The organism is uncultured Arthrobacter sp. (genome assembly GCF_964021775.1).
Lineage (GTDB): Bacteria > Actinomycetota > Actinomycetes > Actinomycetales > Micrococcaceae > Arthrobacter.
In genome coordinates this window covers 42967-61163 of the sequence record NZ_CAXHZI010000015.1, presented here as the reverse complement: position 1 = coordinate 61163, position 18197 = coordinate 42967, and the positions used below count along the sequence as shown (strand labels likewise).

22 protein-coding genes are annotated in these 18197 nt (G+C 69.5%); all 22 read right to left on the bottom strand.

Features of this window, described 5'->3' with window-relative positions:
• Positions 1-16: 16 nt before the first annotated feature.
• Positions 17-1099 carry an EscU/YscU/HrcU family type III secretion system export apparatus switch protein gene (locus tag ABIN76_RS12865; protein ID WP_346960083.1) on the bottom strand — a complete coding sequence of 361 codons (1083 nt, stop codon included), beginning with the start codon at positions 1097-1099 and terminating at the stop codon, positions 17-19.
• The gene (locus ABIN76_RS12860; RefSeq protein WP_346960082.1) at positions 1099-1857 is read right to left on the bottom strand and encodes a flagellar biosynthetic protein FliR; all 759 of its coding nucleotides are present in this window, start codon (positions 1855-1857) and stop codon (positions 1099-1101) included. The genes ABIN76_RS12865 and ABIN76_RS12860 overlap by 1 nt, the downstream gene beginning before the upstream one ends.
• A gap of 1 nt (position 1858) precedes the next feature.
• A complete protein-coding gene (gene fliQ / locus ABIN76_RS12855; protein WP_175321994.1) occupies positions 1859-2134 on the bottom strand; it encodes a flagellar biosynthesis protein FliQ in 276 nt (91 codons plus the stop codon).
• The gene (fliP, locus tag ABIN76_RS12850) at positions 2131-2979 is read right to left on the bottom strand and encodes a flagellar type III secretion system pore protein FliP (RefSeq protein ID WP_346960081.1); all 849 of its coding nucleotides are present in this window, start codon (positions 2977-2979) and stop codon (positions 2131-2133) included. Before fliP ends, fliQ begins: the two co-directional genes overlap by 4 nt.
• 38 nt (positions 2980-3017) lie before the next feature.
• Positions 3018-3650 (bottom strand): flagellar biosynthetic protein FliO, encoded by a 633-nt coding sequence (gene fliO / locus ABIN76_RS12845; protein WP_346960080.1) that lies wholly within the window; start codon positions 3648-3650, stop codon positions 3018-3020.
• Entirely contained in the window at positions 3651-4379 is a 729-nt protein-coding gene (fliN, locus tag ABIN76_RS12840; protein WP_346960079.1) for a flagellar motor switch protein FliN, read from the bottom strand.
• The gene (locus ABIN76_RS12835; RefSeq protein WP_346960078.1) at positions 4376-5272 is read right to left on the bottom strand and encodes a flagellar motor switch protein FliM; all 897 of its coding nucleotides are present in this window, start codon (positions 5270-5272) and stop codon (positions 4376-4378) included. Before ABIN76_RS12835 ends, fliN begins: the two co-directional genes overlap by 4 nt.
• 85 nt (positions 5273-5357) lie before the next feature.
• A complete protein-coding gene (locus tag ABIN76_RS12830; RefSeq protein ID WP_346960077.1) occupies positions 5358-6185 on the bottom strand; it encodes a flagellar motor protein MotB in 828 nt (275 codons plus the stop codon).
• On the bottom strand, positions 6182-7003 hold the full coding sequence (locus tag ABIN76_RS12825) for a MotA/TolQ/ExbB proton channel family protein (RefSeq protein ID WP_346960076.1): 822 nt from the start codon (positions 7001-7003) through the stop codon (positions 6182-6184). Before ABIN76_RS12825 ends, ABIN76_RS12830 begins: the two co-directional genes overlap by 4 nt.
• A 2-nt stretch (positions 7004-7005) precedes the next feature.
• The gene (locus ABIN76_RS12820) at positions 7006-7293 is read right to left on the bottom strand and encodes a flagellar FlbD family protein (protein ID WP_346960075.1); all 288 of its coding nucleotides are present in this window, start codon (positions 7291-7293) and stop codon (positions 7006-7008) included.
• Between the two features lie 510 nt (positions 7294-7803).
• Positions 7804-8979 (bottom strand): flagellar hook protein FlgE, encoded by a 1176-nt coding sequence (locus ABIN76_RS12815; RefSeq protein WP_346960074.1) that lies wholly within the window; start codon positions 8977-8979, stop codon positions 7804-7806.
• A 30-nt stretch (positions 8980-9009) separates the two neighbouring features.
• Positions 9010-9444, bottom strand: a complete 435-nt coding sequence (locus ABIN76_RS12810; protein ID WP_346960073.1) for a flagellar hook capping FlgD N-terminal domain-containing protein — start codon at positions 9442-9444, stop codon at positions 9010-9012.
• 18 nt (positions 9445-9462) lie between these two features.
• On the bottom strand, positions 9463-10485 hold the full coding sequence (locus ABIN76_RS12805; RefSeq protein WP_346960072.1) for a flagellar hook-length control protein FliK: 1023 nt from the start codon (positions 10483-10485) through the stop codon (positions 9463-9465).
• 824 nt (positions 10486-11309) lie between these two features.
• Positions 11310-12023: a C40 family peptidase gene (locus ABIN76_RS12800; protein WP_346960071.1), complete on the bottom strand. Its 714-nt coding sequence runs from the start codon at positions 12021-12023 to the stop codon at positions 11310-11312.
• Positions 12020-12454, bottom strand: a complete 435-nt coding sequence (locus ABIN76_RS12795) for a flagellar FliJ family protein (RefSeq protein ID WP_346960070.1) — start codon at positions 12452-12454, stop codon at positions 12020-12022. The genes ABIN76_RS12800 and ABIN76_RS12795 overlap by 4 nt, the downstream gene beginning before the upstream one ends.
• Positions 12451-13779, bottom strand: a complete 1329-nt coding sequence (locus ABIN76_RS12790; RefSeq protein ID WP_346960069.1) for a FliI/YscN family ATPase — start codon at positions 13777-13779, stop codon at positions 12451-12453. Before ABIN76_RS12790 ends, ABIN76_RS12795 begins: the two co-directional genes overlap by 4 nt.
• The gene (locus ABIN76_RS12785; RefSeq protein ID WP_346960068.1) at positions 13776-14450 is read right to left on the bottom strand and encodes a FliH/SctL family protein; all 675 of its coding nucleotides are present in this window, start codon (positions 14448-14450) and stop codon (positions 13776-13778) included. The genes ABIN76_RS12790 and ABIN76_RS12785 overlap by 4 nt, the downstream gene beginning before the upstream one ends.
• Complete coding sequence (fliG, locus tag ABIN76_RS12780; RefSeq protein WP_346960067.1) at positions 14440-15456, bottom strand: flagellar motor switch protein FliG; 1017 nt, start codon at positions 15454-15456, stop codon at positions 14440-14442. Before fliG ends, ABIN76_RS12785 begins: the two co-directional genes overlap by 11 nt.
• Entirely contained in the window at positions 15453-17063 is a 1611-nt protein-coding gene (gene fliF / locus ABIN76_RS12775) for a flagellar basal-body MS-ring/collar protein FliF (RefSeq protein ID WP_346960066.1), read from the bottom strand. Before fliF ends, fliG begins: the two co-directional genes overlap by 4 nt.
• Complete coding sequence (fliE, locus tag ABIN76_RS12770) at positions 17063-17368, bottom strand: flagellar hook-basal body complex protein FliE (protein ID WP_346960065.1); 306 nt, start codon at positions 17366-17368, stop codon at positions 17063-17065. The genes fliF and fliE overlap by 1 nt, the downstream gene beginning before the upstream one ends.
• Positions 17368-17760: a flagellar basal body rod C-terminal domain-containing protein gene (locus ABIN76_RS12765; protein ID WP_346960064.1), complete on the bottom strand. Its 393-nt coding sequence runs from the start codon at positions 17758-17760 to the stop codon at positions 17368-17370. Before ABIN76_RS12765 ends, fliE begins: the two co-directional genes overlap by 1 nt.
• Entirely contained in the window at positions 17760-18101 is a 342-nt protein-coding gene (locus ABIN76_RS12760; RefSeq protein ID WP_346960063.1) for a flagellar basal body protein, read from the bottom strand. Before ABIN76_RS12760 ends, ABIN76_RS12765 begins: the two co-directional genes overlap by 1 nt.
• Positions 18102-18197 lie beyond the last annotated feature (96 nt).

Here is an 18197-nt window from a genome sequence, read left to right as displayed (position 1 = left end):
CTGGTTCGGGAAGTGTTCACAGTGCGGCCCCCGCCATCCGGTGCAGCCCGGCGCCGGCGCCGCGGGCCTTGAGCGACATCACGAAGGCCAGGACGCCGGCCACCGCGTGGTAGAAATCCACCGGGATCTCCTGCCCCAGCTCGCAGGCGCCGTGCAGCGCCCGGGCCAGCGGGATGTCCTGGACCATCGGCACGTTCTTGTCCTCGGCTTCCTGCCGGATCCGTGCCGCGACGTGGCCGGCGCCCTTGGCCACCACCCGCGGGGCGGACTTTCCGGGTTCGTACTTCAGCGCGACGGCGACGTGCGTGGGGTTGACGAGGACGACGTCGGCGTCGCCGATCGCCGCGATCATGCGGTTCCGGCTCATGGCCAGCTGCCGGGCGCGGCGCTGGGAACGGATCAGCGGATCGCCTTCGCTGCTCTTGTTTTCGTCCTGGACTTCCTTTTTGGACATCCGGGTTTTCTTCCGGTTCCGGCGCATCACAACGAAGAAGTCCACGGCCGCGAGGGCGATGCCGGCGAAGACGGCGAACTGGACGAGGGAGGAAATGCCGCCGCCGGCCGCGGCCACGACGCCGGAGACCGGGAGGCCGCCGGCGGTGAGCAGCACCGGGATGAGCCCCTGCACCACGGAATAGAGCACCAGGCCGACGACGCTCGCCTTCAGCAGCGCCTTGACCCCGCCCCAGAGCGCCTGGGTGCCGAAGCTGCGCTTTAGTCCGCTGAGCAGTTTGAAGTTCTCGAAGTCCACGCGGAACTTCTTCAGGTGGATCCCGCCCTGCAGTGCCGAGCCGACGAGGACGACGACGAGCACCACGATCAGCATGGGACTGAGGATTCCGGCCAGCGAACCGAGGCCGTCTTCGAGCGCCTTCACGGCCTTCGCCGGGTCCGGGTCAGCCATCACGCCCCGGACGCTGAAGACCTGGTCGGTGGCGGCATTGGCCCCGCGTTCGACGGTGGCGGGGATCATCACGGCGGCGGCGCCGACCGCCAGCCAGGCCGTGAGGTCCTGCGAGCGGGAAAGCTGGCCCTTGGAGCGGACCTCCCGCATGCGTTTGTCGGTGGCTTGTTCGGTTTTTTCCTGTGAATCCGACATCAGCCCACCCCCAGCACAGTCTTGGCGGCCTGCCCGGCCAGTGTGGAGACGATCCTGGGCAGTGCGAGGAAGAGGAACCCTGCCAGCGCGAGGGTCAGCATGATCTTGAGCGGGAAGCCCAGCGAGAAGGCGTTCAGTGCCGGGGCCACCCGGGTCAGCAGGCCGAGCCCGACGTCGGCCAGGAACAGCACCACCAGCAGCGGGCCGGCGATCTGGACGGCGGCGAGGAACATGCCGGTGACGGCGGAGGTCATGGCCTGGACGGGCTGGGCCAGGTCAAGGCCGCCGGCCAGCGGCAGCGCGGTGAAGCTCCCGGTCAGGCCCCCGATGACGAGCTGGTAGCCGTCCGAGGAAAACAGCAGGGCGAGCGCCGCCATCTGCAGCAGCCGGGTGAACTGGGCGCCGTTGACCATCATCTGCGGGTCGAAGGCCTGGGCCATCTGGAAACCGCTGAAGAGGTCGATCAGGCTGCCGGCGGACTGGACCGCAGCGAAGACCAGCATGACCAGGAAACCCAGGACCAGGCCGGTGACCAGTTCCAGGACCACGCCGGTGAAGAACCCGGCCGTGTCCCGGGCGGTGTAGCCGGCGGACAGCCGTTGTGTGACGGCCAGGCCAAGGCCCACGCCCAGCATCGCCTTGATCCGCCCGGGAAAGGCCTGGTGCGCGAACGGCGGCGCCACGACCAGGAATGCCGTCATCCGGACGGTGGCCAGCAGGAGCACCTCCAGCCACGTCTGGTCGATCGGGATGCCCACCTCACAGGCCTCCGAGCAGGGAGGGGATCTTGGCGAAGAGGTCGTTGGTGAACGCGACCATCTCGGAGATCATCCAGTGCCCGCAGATCAGCAGGGCCACCGCCACGGCGGCCAGTTTGGGCACGAAGGAGAGGGTGGCTTCCTGGAGCTGGGTGATGGACTGCAGCAGGGAAATCGCGAGGCCCACCACCAGCGCCGTCACCAGCACCGGGGCCGAGAGCTTGGCGGCCACGATCATGGCCTGGAGGCAGATGTCCAGGACGGCGTTGGCGTTCATCCGGTGCCCGCGTAGCTCTGGATCAGCGAGGTAATGATCAGGCCCCAGCCGTCCACCAGGATGAACAGCAGGATCTTGAACGGCAGCGAGATCATGACCGGCGGTAGCATCATCATGCCCATCGACATCAGGGCCGCGGAGACAACGAGGTCGATCACGAGGAACGGGATGAAGATGACGAAACCGATGATGAAGGCCGCGCGGAGCTCCGAAATCATGAACGCCGGGATGAGCGTCTGCAGCGGCACCGCTTCCGGGGTGGCCGGGTTCTCCATGCCGGCGGCACGGGTCATCAGCGCGATGTCTTCCTCGCGGGTGTGCGCCAGCATAAAGTGCTGCAGCGGTCCCGAGCCGGCGCTAAGCGCGCCGTTGAAGTCGAGCGTGCCGTTGAGGTAGGGCTGCACCCCGATGGTGTTCATCTCGTTGATGACCGGCCACATGACGAAGATTGAGAGGAACAGGGCCAGGCCGGCCAGCACCTGGTTGGGCGGGATGGACGGCAGCGAGAGCGCGTTGCGGGTCATCGCCAGCACCACGAAGATCTTCGTGAACGATGTCATCATCAGCAGCAGCGCGGGCGCCACGGACAGCAGCGTGATCCCGATCAGGGTCAGGACCGCGGTGGAGGGCTTCCCGTCCATGCCGTTGATCTCAATGTTGACGCTGCCGTTGTCCGGGCTGGCCGGCGGGGTTGGCGGAACCGGCGGGACGGGAGCCGGGGCGGTGGCGTGGCCGGCGGAAGCGTTGAGCCAGAGCAGCAGGACGGCGAGCAGGACGGCGGCAAGACCGACCGTGAGGATCCTGAGGGCCCGGCTGGCGCCGGGGTTCGCGTGGCTGCTGCTCAATGACGGGACGGGGGCACGGCGGGCGGTGGCAGGGCGGATCAATTGCGGCGTCCGCTCCTGAGAGCGGCAGCGGCCTGCTTCCAGGTGGAACCGGCCAGAATTGACCCGTGCAGCGGCGGGTGCGCCGCGGACGCGGCCATGGTGCCGCGCCCCGGCGGGGTCCGGGTGTGGGAGTCGCGGTGGATGGAGCTGCGGCGGGACAGCGGCCGCTCCGGGGCGCCCGGTTCGGTGCCGGCTCCGGTGACAGCCTGGCCGGAGGCCACAGCGCCGTCGGAGGCCACAGCGCCGTCGGAGGCTCCCGCGAGGTGGGCGGCGCCGTCGATGGGCGCGGCGGGAACACCGGCTCCGGCGAGGATCTGGGCGAAGGCGCCGGCCGCGCCGCTACGGCGGGGCTCCGGAACCGGGGCTTCCGCGGGCTCTTCGGGGATGTCGCCGGTGTGCAGGACGTTGACGGCGTGGTCGGTGACGCCGAGCAGGAAGCGCTGCCCGCCGGCGTCGACCACCACCACGGAGGCACGCTGGCCGACGCTTTGGCGGCTGACGACGCTCAACGCGGCGTCAGCCCGGCGTCGTCCCGTGCCTTTGCCGAGACGGCGCTGCAGCAACCAGATCAGGCCCAGCACCGCGCCCAGGGCTACGGCTACCCGCAGCCCGAGGATCAGCGAGTCCATTCAGCTAAGCCCCTCGGCCACGTCGAGGATCCGGGTGATCCGTACGGCGTAGTCCTGGTCCAGGACCACAACCTCGCCGTGGGCGATCAGCCGGCCGTTGAGCAGGACGTCCGCCGGGGCGCCCGCAGAGCGGTCCAGTTCGATGATTTTGCCCGGCTCGAGCGAGAGCACGTCGCGGACGGACATGCGGGTGCGGCCGATCTCCACGGTCAGGGCCATTTCGATGTTGTTGATGCGGCCCAGCCGGCCGGCTACCGTGTCGCCGCCGCCAAAGACGTCGCCGGAGCGGTCCTGGCCGGTGCCGTGTTCGCGCAGCCGGACGGCGAACCAGGCCGCGGGGCTGGTGCCGTCGGAGAGTTCGAAGACCGCGGTGTCCGGGTCCGAGAGCAGCCCGGACGCGTCGGATTCGCGCAGGTCGGACAGCACACCGGCGCCGAAGACGGAGCTGGCGCTCTCCATCGCCGGGCGCAGCACATCGGTGACGGAGACGACGCCGAGCTGGCCGCCGGCCATGCCGCCGGCAGCTTCGTCCAGGAAGGTGCGGTCGCTGAGCATCAGGGCAAGATCCGCGGTCACGGAGCCGACGAAGGTCGCCGTGACGGCCTGGCGGGCGTAGGAAGCCGCGGCACGGGACGGGACCAGCGCCACGACTTTCAGGGCTACCGGGCTCGGCAGCTCCTCAACGAGCCGTTCCGCCGACGATTCATGCTTGGTCAGGGTGATGCTCATTGGTTGTTCTCCTCGATTGTGACAATGACGGCCGCGGCCCGGGACCCGTTGCGGGCCGGGGCGGCGGTGGCCAGCCTCGTGCCGTCCAGGGTGAGGTCGAACGGCCGGTTTTCCAGGTGCGGCAGGGTCAGGACGTCCCCGACCGCGAGGCCCAGCACCTGGCTGGGAGTGACGTACGACGTCGAGAGCCGCACCGAGAGCTCCACCGGGACCCGCTCCAGCTGCGAGCTGATGCGGGCGGCGGCGTCGCCGCGGTTGTCCGTGGGGTTGACCTTCTTCAGCCGGCCCAGCAGGATTCCGGCCGGTACGGCCAGGGTGGCGGGGGCGCTGATGTTGCCGACGTTGATCGTGAAGGCGGCGACAATCATCAGTTCGCTCGGCGCTGCGGCCTGGGCGAACTGGGAGTTGTACTGGACTGTGTCCACCCGGATGGTTTCGCTCAGCAGCGGTCCGAGCGAGTAGCCGAGGTCCTCGAGGGCCTCGTCCATCAGTCCCTTGACCAGGGCCTGTTCGATCTGGGTGAATTTCCGGTCCGGCATGGCGGAGTCGTTCGAGGCGCCGAGCATCCGGTTGATCCAGCCGAGGGCGGAGGGGGCCGGGAACTGCACTACGAGCTTGGAATCGTTTGATTCGATGGCGCAGAGGACCATGGCGGTCACGGCCGGCAGCGAGGCGGCGTACTCGTCGTAGCTCTGCATCCGGACGTCTTCAAGCCGGACCACGGATTTCACGCGGACCTTGGCGGTCAGCTGGGTACCCCACTGGCGGGCGAAGGTCTCGAAGGCGAGTTCCAGGACGCGGCTGTGCTCACGCGCCAGCGTCGCGGGACGCCGGAAGTCATAGACGCTGACGGTCCGCTCCCGTACCACTTCCCGCTCATCCAGAACACTCACGGTTGCCACTATCGGCAGCGGATCCGCCGTCGTAAGCAGTCGGGGGCAGGCAGTTCCTGACGACCGCCCGACGGCGGCTGCCGGCCTACTTCTGGATCAGCTTCAGCGCCTTCGGGATGAGGGCCCGGACGACGTCGGGCTTGTCCGAGATCACCACGATGTCCACCCTGCGGTTGCGCTCCATGAGCGCTGGCGTCGAATCGTCGTTGACCTGCCGGGCGGACCCGAAGGCCACGGCACCGATCAGTTTCTGCGGTATACCGCCGCGGTCCACCATGTGCCGCAGCACATTGACGGCCCGCGCCGAGGACAGTTCCCAGGTGGAGGGGTAGGCGGTGATGCCCTTCGCTGCGTGGCCTTCCACCATGATTTCCAGGGCCGCGGTGCGGAGGATCGGGGAGATGATCTCCAGCACGCGGGAGGCCCGGGCCGTCAGTTCGGGCCGGTCGGGGGCGAAGAAGGCCTGCGAGCCGACCAGCTTGACCGTCAGCCCGCGCTGGTCGATCTGGAACTCGACGTTCTGGCTCAACCCGGCGGCGGCCAGGCCGGCCTTCATCTTCTGCTCCAGGGCCTTCAGCCGGTCGACCTCCTTCTTGGCCGCGGCGAGCGCCTGGTCCTGGGCCGTTTTGTCGTCCGCCTGGACGGCGGCAAAGGCCTCGAGGTCCTTGTCGACGAATTCGGGCGGGACCACCGTGCCGGAGGCGGTGTCCACGGTCTCCGAGGCCACCGCGCCGAACCCCGTGGCGAGCGAGTTGCGCAGCTTCTCGAACTTGTTCGCGTCCACCGTGGACATGGCGTAGAGGACGATGAAGAGGCACATAAGCACCGTGACCATGTCCATGTAGGACGCCATCCAGCGCTCGTCGACGTGGTGCGCTTCGGGTTTCTTGCGGGGCCGCCGGCGCCCGCTCACGCGGCGGTGTCCATCGACTCCGCAGGGGAATCCCCGCTCGGCGCCTTGCGGCGGCTGTCGGCGCTCTTGAGCTGGTGCTCGGGGACCATGGACCGGAGCCGTTCGGCCAGCAGCAGCGGCTGGGCACCGGACTGCACGGCGAGCATTCCCTCCATCACGAGCGTCATGCGTTCGATGTCCAGCTCCGAGAGCCGGGCCAGGCGCGAGCTGAACGGCAGCCAGATGAAGTTGGCGGAGAGCAGGCCCCACAGGGTCGCGACGAACGCGGCGGCGATCATGTGCCCCAGCTCGTCCGGCTTGGAGAGGTTTTCCAGCACGTGGGTGAGGGACACGACAGTTCCGACGATCCCTACGGTGGGGGCGTAGCCGCCGAGGCTGGCGAAGAACTTCGACGAGGCGTGGTCGCTGCGCGACTTCGTGTCGATCTCGTCCTCCATCTGCATCCGGAGGTCCTCGGCGTCGGTGCCGTCGGCGATGTTCTGCAGGGCACGGGCCAGGAACGGATCCTTGACGCTCGCCGCCTCCTCCTCGAGGGAGAGCAGGCCCTCGGCGCGCGCCTTTTCCGCGAAGCGGACCATCTGGTCGATGCTTTCCTGCGGCTTTGACGTCTTCCCGACGAACATCCCCGGCACGGCCTTGAAGGCCTGGATCACGTCCTTGAGGGTGTTGCCCGCCAGTCCGATCGCCAGGGTGGCGCCGAAGACCAGGACCAGGGGCCCGGGCAGCAGCAGCGAGGAAAGGCTGCCGCCTTCAATGAGCACCATGACAATGACGGAGCCAAAGGCGAGGAGCAGTCCGATGACTGTTGCGGGATCCATGGTTACTTCCTTGGTGGTTCAGGTGCAGGGGTGCCGGCGTCGTCGTCCGATTCGGCCGGCGGCACCAGGCTCAGCGGGAAGCCGGTGACCACGGGAAAGTCCCGGGCCTTGCTCAGGACGTGGGCGCGGTAGTCGGCAATCAGTTCCACCACCTCGGCGAGGCTTTCGAGCACCACGTAGGCGGCGCCGTCGAGCGTCACCAGGTGGGTGTCCGGGCTCTCGTGGATCCGTTCGATCAGGTCCGGATTGACCGCGAAGCGCGTTCCGTTGAGGCGTGTAACAACGATCATGGGCCGATTCTGCTCTGGGGATTGCTCGGCTGTGGGGCCAAGCGGCGGGAAGGGGTGTTCTCCCCTTACTGTCGGCCGCAGGCGCGCTTTCGTTAGGAATTGGCCCGGACACACGAAGAGGGTCCCCCAAGGACCCTCTGCCATGTGGCCGCCGTTACCCGGCCTTCGTTCGCCGGACCATCATAAACATGCTTACGATTATTTGTCAGCTTCGCCGCCGGCCTGGGCAGCTCCGGGGGACGACGGCGGCACGAATTTCGCTACGGCAACGGACACCGGCTGCGGAACCGGACCCGCGCCCCCCGGATCCGAGGAGCGTCCGTCCAACCGCGCCGCGCTTTTCCAGAACCGGTGCGAAAAAGCAGCCATGCCGCGGCATGGCGGCCACCGGGTTTGCCGCAAACGGGTGAATCCGAGGGGACAGCCCGGGACTCGGTGCGGTACGAGGCCCGTAGCTGTCCCCTGCGCCTGTCGCAGTCAGCCGTGGACTGCGGTGCGATGCGCTTGGGGTTAGCGCTTGAGGTTGCCGAGCTCCTGCAGGACCTCGTCGGAGGTGGTGATGATGCGGGCGTTGGCCTGGAAGCCGCGCTGCGCGACAATCAGGTTGGTGAATTCCTGGGACAGGTCCACGTTGGACATTTCCAGCGAGCCGCCGGCCAGGGTGCCGATCCCCGGGTCGCCAGCCGCGCCCAATTGGACGTTGCCGGAGTTGCCGGTGGCGACGTAGGAGGAGCCACCGGCCTTCTCCAGCCCGGCCGGGTTGGTGAACTTGGCCAGCGCGATCTTCGCCAGCACCTGCTTGACGCCGTTGCTGAAGGATCCGATCAGTGACCCGTCGTTGCCCAGCGTGAAGGACTCGAGCTTGCCAACGGCGGACCCGTTCTGGCCGCTGACGGTTAGGGAGCTCATGCCGGCGAAGCCGGAGACCTTGGAAAGGTCGACGTCGATGCCGTTGATCGAAAGCGCGGGGCTGGCAACAAGGGTCCCGCCCGGGCCGGGGGTGAGCTTGGTCACCGGGGACGTGGTTGCCCCGTCCTTGGCGGTGACATCCCAATCAGCGCCGTTCCGGGCGAAGTTCAGCGAGAAATCGCGGGGTGCACCCAGGCCGTCGTAAACCTTGACGATGCGGTCAAAGGTGGCGTTGGCAGCCGCGTCAGCGGGCAGGTTCCCGTCCAGCGTGACCGTGGTGGTGGGGGTAGCGATCATGGTGTTCGGGTTGAGCGTGATATCGCCGATCGCCCTGCCCTGGTCGACCGTGCCGCTGGCGTTGGCGGTCCAGCCCTGCAGGATGCCGCCGTCGGGGCTGACCAGCTGGCTGGCGGCGTCGAACGTCATGGATCCGGCGCGGGTGAACAGCTGCTGGCCGCCCTTGCTGGTCACAAAGAAGCCTTCGCCGGAGATCATCATGTCGGTGGCGCGGCCGGTGCTCTGCGAGGAGCCCTGGGCGAAGTTGGTGCTGACGCCGGCAACGCGGACGCCCAGTCCGATCTGCGCCGGGTTGCTGCCGCCGGACTCCCCCTGCGGCGCGGAGGCGCCCTGGGTCATCTGCGACAGGGTGTCCTGGAACTGCGTGGAGGACGCCTTGAAGCCGGCCGTGTTGACGTTGGCGATGTTGTTGCCGGTGACATCCAGCATGGTCTGGTGGGCACGGAGGCCGGAGATTCCGGAGTACAGCGAGCGGAGCATGGGAACTGCCTTTCTACGGGAGGTAAACGGCTAGGAAGCGGCCGGTGCGGTGAGGCCGCTGATGGAGTCGAGAGGGATGGAAAGATCGCCGACCTTGACGGTTGGCACCGTCCCGGCGAAGGAGACCGAGCTGGCGAGTCCGGTGCCGGTGGTGCCGTCGGCGAGGGTGTAGTCGACGGAGTGGCCGATCAGCTGGGCTGCGGCCGAGCGCATCTGGAGGGAGAAACCCTCCTTGCTGTTGGTGGTCAGTTCGGTCATTTTTTCCATCATGGAGAGCTGGATGGTCTGGGCCATCATCTGGTTGGTGTCCATGGGGGCGCTGGGGTTCTGGTTCTTGAGCTGGGCCACGAGGAGGGTCATGAACACGTTGGCGTCCATGGTCTGCACGGGCGCCCGGACGGCAGCAGCCTCCGGGGTCGTCCCCGCGGCCGTGATCGGCTGGGGGGCGATGGGCTGGATGGTCATGGGTCGGGTTCCTTCGTGTCAGACGAGAATGTCAAGGGTGGTTTGGGGGCCGTTCAGGATCCTGGCGGTGCGCAGCGAGGCTTCGTCCGCCAGGGCATCCCAACGGTGTCCCGGCCGGGGTTCGCCGGGCCCGTTCCGGCCGCCGGCGCCCGAGCCGCCGCTGCCGGCGTGGGAGGCTTCGCGTCCGCCGGCTCCCTGCCCGGCGGCCTGCCCTGCGTCCCGGCCCCCGCCGGCGGGCCCGCTATGGTCCGAGACGTCGAGGCTGGCGCCGAAGCCGGCGTCGGCAAGTTCCTTGCGCAGTTCGGGGAGGATCCCGCGCAGGGCTTCCCGGCCGGTGTCTCCGGGGGCGAACAGTTCGATCCGCACGCCGGCGCCGTCGATGTGGGCGCGCACGGTCAGCGGCCCCAGGTCCTCCGGGCTGACCTTCAGGGTCATGATGTGCTGGCCGTGCGGCGCCCCGGCGAGGGTGAAGAGAGGTCTGGCCAGTTGCGGCTGGAGGGCGGGCTGCTGGGCGGGCGTCGGAAGCGGAGCCGCGGCGGCGGGTGCTCCCGTGCCGGCTGCCGGGCCTGGCGCGGGCGGGGCCACAGCTGCCGCGCTGGCGGCGCCGGCCGCAGCCAGGTTGTCGGTGGGGGCGGCAGCCGCGGTCATCCAGTCCGTGGCGTCGGGGGCAGTGGTGCCGGGCACGTTTCCCGCTCCGACGACGACGGCGGCCGGCATCACGCCGGTGGGCCTGGCGGTCGGCGTGCTAGCTGCCGTCGCGCCGGTGGGCGTGCCGGTCGCCGTGCCGGCCATGTTGAAAGTTCCGGGCATGCCGGCCGGGGGCACCGAGGGAGTCGCAGCCGGGCCGGCCTTTCCACCTGCGGTTGTTTGGGCCGGTTCAGCGGCGGACGCTGCGGTCAGGACCGCGGCCGGCAGCACAAAGGCTTCCGCCCGCGCTGCAGGCAACACCGGCGCGGTTGCCGCCGTCGTCACCGGCGTGGAGGCAGACTGCACGCCGGGGACGGCGCTGGAGGCCACTGCGCTGCCCGGCAGTGCAATCATTTGACCCGCGGTTGCAGCGACCGGCTCCGGGCGGAGGAAGTCAGGTGACTGCGCGAGGGAGAGACCCGAACTCTTGGGAACCCCTGCCGGCGTTAGCACCGGGCCGGTCCCCGCCTCCGGTTGCATGACGTCCGCTCCAGCAGCAACGGCGGCACGATCCACGGCCGGGCTTCCCAGAGCGCCGGAACTGAGCCAGCCCCGGGCAGCAACAACGTTGGCGGCGGAATCGGAAGCCGACCCCAGCACGTCTCCCGTCGGCGCGTCGGTCGGTGCCGTCGCGGGACCCAGACCCTGGCTCGCGGCCGTCGTCGCTGCCGCGTCACCGGGTCTTGTGGCCGATGCCGGGTTTGCGGGAGTTACGGGAACGAAAGGCGCCACACCTGAGGGAGCGTTAGGGGTGGTGGCAGCCAAACCTGAGGGAGCGTTAGGGGTGGTGGCAGCCAAACCTGAGGGAGCGTTGGGTACGGAAGGCGCCAAACCTGAGGGAGCGTTGGGTACGGAAGCCGCCAAACCTGAGGGAGCGTCCGGGGAGGAAGCAGCCAAACCTGAGGGAGCGTTCGGGGTGATGGCAGTCAGACCTGAGGGAGCGTCGGGTACGGAAGGCACCAAACCTGAGGGAGCGTTGGGTACGGAAGGCACCAAACCTGAGGGAGCGTCGGGGGTGGGGGGTGTTCCGCTGGCGACGGCGTCGCTCAGGACGGATCCGAAGGCGTCGGCGTCGGACGAGCCGCCCTCCGCGCGGCTGCGGCTCCCCTGCCCGGCGCCGCGCGCGTGCATCGGCGCCGCGGCAAGCGCAGACGCCAGGTCCATCGAAGCGGCGCCCTTCACGAGGCACCTCCGGCCGGGACAATCCGGCGGATCGAGGTCAGGTTGGACTGCTGTTCCCAGGCGTCGCGGATCTGGATGGTCTTGCCCGGCACCGGCGCGTCGATGGCCTTGCCGTTGCCCAGGTAGATGGAGATGTGGTTCCCGCCGAAACTCACCAGCAGGTCGCCGGGTTTGGCCTCGGCGAGGGACGCCACCGGGGTGCCCTGCTTCATCTGGTCGCTGACGACGCGGGGAATTTCGACGCCGAGATCTTTGAAGACCCGCTGGGTGAAGCCGGAGCAGTCCATCCCGGTGGCCGGGTTGGTGCCGCCCCAGACGTAGGGCACGCCGATGTATTTCTTGGCCATAGCCACCACGTCCGTGCCGGTCGCGGTCCCGGCCGCAACCGGCGCCGGGGCCGCCACCGGGGCCGGCGCGGTGAGCCCGGTCAATGCCCCGAGTCCCGCGCCGCCGCCCAGCCCCAGTCCACCGAGGCCCAGGCCGCCGGACAGCCCGGTGGTGTCCGTGCCGGCGGTTGCGGCGCTGCCGCCGAGGGCCGCGGTGAGCGCGTCGGTGAAGGAGCCGGCGTCGCCGGTGCCCGTCCCGGTGGCGAGGGACGCCGCCGCGGCGGACTTCAGCGCCGCCGTGCTTTCGGTCTGCGCGGGGCGGGTCAGTTCAGCGATCATCGACTGGATGCCCTGCATGCGGCCCAGCGCCTCGGTCAGGCTCATGGGCGCACCTGCTGTTCATCCCGGTGCCAGATGGTCGAGGAGATCTCGTCCAGGGTGGACTGTTCGGCGCGAAGTTCCGCGGTGCTGACCTCGGCGTGGTGGCGGGCCTGCAGCTTTTCCAGGCCCACGGAGCGGGTCCGGGCGGCGATGAATTCCTCGCGCGCGGCGGCCTCGTCGGTCTCGGCGATGCGGGCGAGGTTCTGCAGGTCCGCGAGCATGCTGTGCGCGGCGGAGCGGGACGCGGCGACGGCGCGCAGCGATGCAGAGCTGTCAATGCCCTCGTCGGTGGCGGACAGCTGCCGGCGGGCCGAGGCTTCCCGGGCGCGGACGGAGCTGGACCGGGAGCGGGCGCGGGCCAGCCCGCTGGCTGCCTGGTCCTGCTGGATCTGGCGGAGGCGCAGCAGCCCCGCGAGCGAGAATTGGCGGTTCATGCCGCGGCTCCCAGAATCGAAGTGAGATGGCCCAGCTGGCGCCAGGACTCGGGGTGGGGGGTGGACTCGTCCATTGGCTGCTGCAGGAACCCGCTGACGGACTCCTCATGCGCCAGGGCAGCGTCCACCAGCGGGTTGGTCCCGGCCTGGTAGGCGCCGACGTCGATCAGGTCCTGGGCGGACTTGCGGGCCGCGAGGACGCGGCGCAGCGCGGAGGCCGCGTCCAGGTGGGGACGGGCGATGACCTTGGAGGCGACGCGCGAGACCGAACCCAGCACGTCCACCGAGGGGAAGTGCCCCGTCACGGCGAGCTTGCGGTCCAGCACCACGTGGCCGTCCAGGATGGAGCGGGCGGCATCGGCGATCGGTTCGTTGTGGTCGTCGCCGTCCACCAGCACCGTGTAAATGCCGGTCACGGAGCCGGTCTCGGCGGTGCCGGCGCGTTCCAGCAGCCGGGCCAGGATGGAAAAGGTCGACGGCGGGTAGCCGCGGGTGGCGGGCGGTTCGCCGGCGGACAGGCCGATCTCGCGCTGGGCCATGGCCACCCGGGTCAGGGAATCCATCATCAGGACCACGTCCTGGCCCTGGTCGCGGAAGGACTCGGCAATCCGGGTGGCGGTGAACGCGGCGCGCATGCGCATCAGCGCCGGTTCGTCGGAGGTGGCGACGACGACGACGGAGCGGGCCAGCCCGGCCGGGCCGAGGTCGTCTTCAAGGAATTCGCGGACCTCACGGCCACGCTCCCCCACGAGGGCGATCACGGATACCTCGGCGTCGGTTCCGCGGGCGATCATCGACAGCAGGGAGGATTTGCCCACGCCGGAGCCGGCGAAGAGGCCCATGCGCTGGCCCTTGCCCAGGGTGGTCATGGTGTCCAGCACCCGGACGCCGGTCTGCAGCGCGGTGTTGATCCGGGCGCGTTTCATGGCGTTCGGCGCTTCGTTGTCGATCGGCACGCGGGGGCCGCTGAGCAGCGGGCCCTTGCCGTCGATCGGGCGGCCGAGGCCGTCGATGACGCGTCCGAAGAGGCCCGCGCCGGTGGGCACCAGCACGGCCCCGCCCTTCGCCCGGACCGGGTCACCGGCTGCAACGCCGGCGAGGCGTCCCAGCGGCATGCAGCGCACGGCGCCGTCGAGCGCGGCCACCACCTCGGCGTCGAGCCCGGGGTTCTCCCCCACGGTGACCAGGTCGCCGAGCGCGCAGTCCAGGCCGGACACTTCGAGGCCCAGGCCCATCACGGAGGTGACGGTGCCGACGCGCTGCGGCGCGGCCGCGGCGAGCGCTGCGGCGAAGTCGTCGCCCTTGGGGCGCCACTGGGCGATCATGCCGGGCCGCCGGAGGAGCTGTCAGCGGCGGGCCACTGCTGGTCCCCCAACAGGGCCGCCCTGGCCCGGGCCAGGGCGCTGCCGAGGCTGGCGTCCAGCCAGCCCTGCTGGTACTCCACCTTCGCGTCGCCGCGCTGCAGCGACGCGTCGGCGAGCAGCGGGAGCCCGGCCGGCAGGTCCTGGCCTTCCTTGGCGAGGACCTCGATGTCGGCGGGGTGCAGCCGGATGGCCAGCACGGTGGCGGCATCGTTTCCGGACAGGGCGCGGTTGAGGGCGGCGCGGGCGGTCCGGGTCCCCTCGGCCAGCTCATAGCCAAGGATGGCCTCGGCAAGCTCCAGCGCGGTGCGGGCCAGGACTTCCTCGGCGTCGTGCAGGGCCTGGACGTTGCGGTGCGCGAAGTCGGCGCGGGCCACCGCGAGCGCGCGGACGGCGCGGTCCAGGTCCTGTTGACCGGCGGCCAGCGAGGCGGCCTGTTCGGCGGCCATCCGGTCCCGCCAGCGGCGCTGTTCCTTGGCGGCGGCGCGGACGCCCGCGGCGTAGCCGGCGGCGTGGCCCTCGGTGTAGCCGGCCTGTTCGTTGGCCGGTCCGCTGGAACGCAGCGAGGGGAAGACGATGCGGGCCGGGGCGCCCTCGGCGGCGGCCCCGCCGGTGCGGGCCCCGTCAATAAACATAGTCTTCTTCGTCCCCGCGCTGGATGGTGATCTGGCCTTCGGCTTCGAGTTCGCGGATGGAGCGGACGACGGCGGCCCGCGCCTCCTCGATCTGCGAGGCGCGCAGCGGTCCCAGCGCCGCGATTTCCGATTCGAGGATTTCCAGGTTGCGTCCGGAGACGTTGGTGGTGATGGTTTCCAGGACCGGTTCCGAGGCGCCCTTCATGGCCACGGCGAGCACCGAGGCGTCCAGGCCGCGGAGCACCAGCTGCACGTCGCGGCGTTCCAGCTTGACGATGTCGTCGAACGTGACCATCTGGGCACGGATTTCCACGGCCAGGTCCGGGTCCAGCAGGTCCAGGCCGTCCAGGACGGAGCGTTCGGTGCCGGCGTCGGTCCGGTTGATGATTTCCAGCAGCGGCGCGATGCCGCCCACCACCTTGGAAGCCTGCTGCGAAACGGCCGCGCCGCCGCGCAGTTTCAGCGTGTCCGCGACGATGCCGATGGCTTCCGGCGCGCCGGATCCCATTGTGGCGATGCTCAGCGCGACGTCGGCACGGAGCGTGCCGGGCAGCCCGGACATCACGGCGGAGGCCTTGCGTGGGCTCAGGTGCGCCAGGACCAGCGCGATGGTCTGCGGCAGTTCGCCGTCGATCAGCGCGAGGATCTGCACCGGTTCAATGTCTTCGAGGAATTCGAACGACTTGCCGGCCATGTTGACGGTCAGCCGGTTGATCAGGCCGGCGGCCTTCTCCGAGCCGAAGGAGGCCTCGAGCAGACCCTCGGCGAGCTCGCGGCCGCCGCGTGCCTGCCGCGGGCTGCTCAGGGCGGCCTCGTGGAAGTCCTTCATGATCTGTTCGGCGACCTCGGGGTCGACCTTGCGGAGCCGGACGATCTCGGCGGCGATATCTTCCGCCTCGGCGTCGGTGAACTGTGCCATCACCTTGGCCGCATTGGGCGGGCTCATCTGCATCAGGACGACGGCGGCGCGCTGGGTCCCGGTGAGGGTCGAGTCGGCGAGTTTCATACCGGCTGCCTGTCATCCATCAGGCCGCGGAGGTAGTCGGCGGCCTTTTCCGGGTTGGCGGCGACCATGTTGTCGATCTCCTGCATGCGGCGTTCGGCTTCGAGGACTTCCATCGGCGGCGCCGGCAGCGGCTGCAGCGGCAGGGCCGTCAGCGGGATGGCCGACGTCGCGGGGGCCGGGTCGAAGGCCGTGACCGCGGGGATCGCGGGCAGCATGTCCAGCCGTTCGCCCAGGTCCACGGGTTCGCGCTTCTGCCGGCGGCGCAGGATCACGGTGATGACCAGCGCCAGGATCAGCAGCCCCAGCAGGATGCTGCCGGCGGTGACCAGGGTGCTGAAGAAGGCTTGCTGCTTCTGCGCCTCGAGCTCGGCCTTGGCCGCTTCGAGGGAGGCGTTGGCCTGGTCCGCGGCAGCCGTGCTGAACGGGATGATTTCCACCGTGACGACGTCGCCGCGGGCCTTGTCCACGCCGGCGGCGGAGGTGACCAGCGCGGTCAGCGAGCCGAGGTTCAGCCCGCCTGCGGCGGTCTGGCTGACGGCCACCGAGATGGTCTGTCGTTTGACGGCGCCCGGCGGGATCACGCGGTCCTCGGTGACCTTGTTGACGGCATTGTTCTTGGTCGCGGTGGTGGAGTCGAAGTTGCCGTTGCCGCTGGTGTCGCCGGGCACGGCGATGTTGTCCGGGCCGAGGACGCCGGCGGCGCCTCCCCCGGCGCCGCTGTACTTTTCCGTTTTGGAGGATTCGCTCAGCGGCAGCGCGCCGGGCGTGTTGGAGAACGTCTCGCTCTTCTGCTGGGCGGACTCGCCGGTGATGTCCGCGGCCACCGCCACGGTGGAGTTTCCGGGGCCGACGACGCGGTCAAGGACGGCGCGGACGGCGTCGCCGGTGCGCTGCTGGTAGTCGGAGGCCTGCTTCGACGAGGACCCTGCCGCCCCGCCGCCCACCGTGGAGAGCACGTTGCCCTGCGAGTCGACCACCGAGACGTTGGCAGGCTTGAGGTTCTCGATCGCGGCGGAGGTGAGGTGCACGATGGCCTGGACCTTGTCGCCGGAGAGCGTGACGCCGGGGGCGGTCTCAACGAAAACGGACGCGGTGGTGTCCGGGGTCTTGGAGACGAAGACGGTCTTTTCCGGGATCGCGAGCCGGACGGCGGCGGTCTTCACGCCGTCCATGGCGGAGATAGTGCTGGCCAGTTCGCCTTCGAGCGCCCGCTTGTAGGTGACGGACTGCTGGAATTCGGAGGACGTGACGCCCATTTTGTCCAGCAGCGAGTAGCCGGTGGCCGCCGCGGTCGGGAGGCCGGCGGCGGCGGCCTTGAGCCGCTCGTCGTAGACCTTGTCCTGCGGCACGAGGATGGTGGAACCGCCGTCGCTGAGTTCGTAGGGCACATTGTCCTTGCGGAGCTGCTCCACGATGCCGTTCGCATCGGTGTCCTTGAGGCCGGAGAACAGAGGCGCCAGGGTGGGGCGGGTGAGCCAGGCGGAGAGCGCCACAATGCCCACCACCAGGAGGGCGGCGCCGATCGCGGCGAGCGTGCGCTGGCCGGTGGTGAAGCCTTTGAGCCCGGCGCCGAAGCGCTGGAAGAAGACGGTAATCTGCGGAGGCATCAGGCCTGCATCCTCATGATCTCGTTGAACGCGTCAACGCCCTTGTTCCGGACGGTGGCGACGAGTTCGAGCGTGATCTGCGCCCGGCTCGCCGCGATGGTGGCGTTGTGGATGTCGTCCAGGTTGCCGGTCACGGCGGAGACGGCGAGCTGCTTCGACGTCGACTGCAGCTGCTGGAGGTTGTCCACGGCGCCGGTGAGGGAAGAGGCGAACCCGGAGCCGTCGGTTGCCGGCACCGAGCCGGCGCCGGAGAGGTAGTCCGTGGGGAGGACGCCTTGGACCGGGGCGATAGGGGAAACAGGCATCAGGATCTTCCAATCTCAAGGGCGGCGAGATAGGTCTCGCGGGCACGGTCCACGACCTGGGCGTTCGCCTGGTAGCCGCGCTGGGCGATGATCAGGGCGCCCATCTGTTCGGCCATGTCGATGTCCGGGTACTTCACGTTGCCGTTGGCGTCGGCGAGGGGGTGGTCCGGCTGGTAGACAACGCGGCCCGCGCCGTCGCCGAGCTGCGTCGCCTTGACGTACACGCCGGTCCCCTCGGCGCCTTCGGCCGCTTCGACGTACTTGGCGCGGAACGCCGGGCCCGACGTGGCGGAGGCGTTGTTCATGTTGGCCAGGTTGTCCGAGACGGCGTCGAGCCACTTGCGGTGCACGGTCAGGGCGGATCCGGCGATGCCGATTGCATCGAAAGTCATCAGTTGGTCCTCATCGCGGCGCGCACGGCATTGAATTCCCCACCGACGGCGCGGGCGGCGAACTGGAAGCGCAGCACCGTGTCGATATTGGAGAGGGTTTCCGTGTCCAGGTTGACGTTGTTGCCGTTGAGCTGGGTGGGCTCAAGCGAAGTCGCGGTCGTGGCCTCGGCGTGGCCGTCACCGGACTGCACCGACGCGGCCAGGGCAGCCTCAAAGCTGACGCGTTTGGCGTGGTAGTTCGGGGTGTTGACGTTCGCGATGTTGTTCGCGATGGCGCGTTGGCGCAGGGCCAGCCCGTCCATGGCGCTGGCCAGGGCTGCGGAAGTCACGGATTCGAGCACAGAGTCCTGCCTGGGAAATTGTGGGGTGGCCGATCCGTGGCCGGTAAACGAGCGATCCGTGCTCTTACTGTGGTTATCGGCACAGTTCAGCGCCGC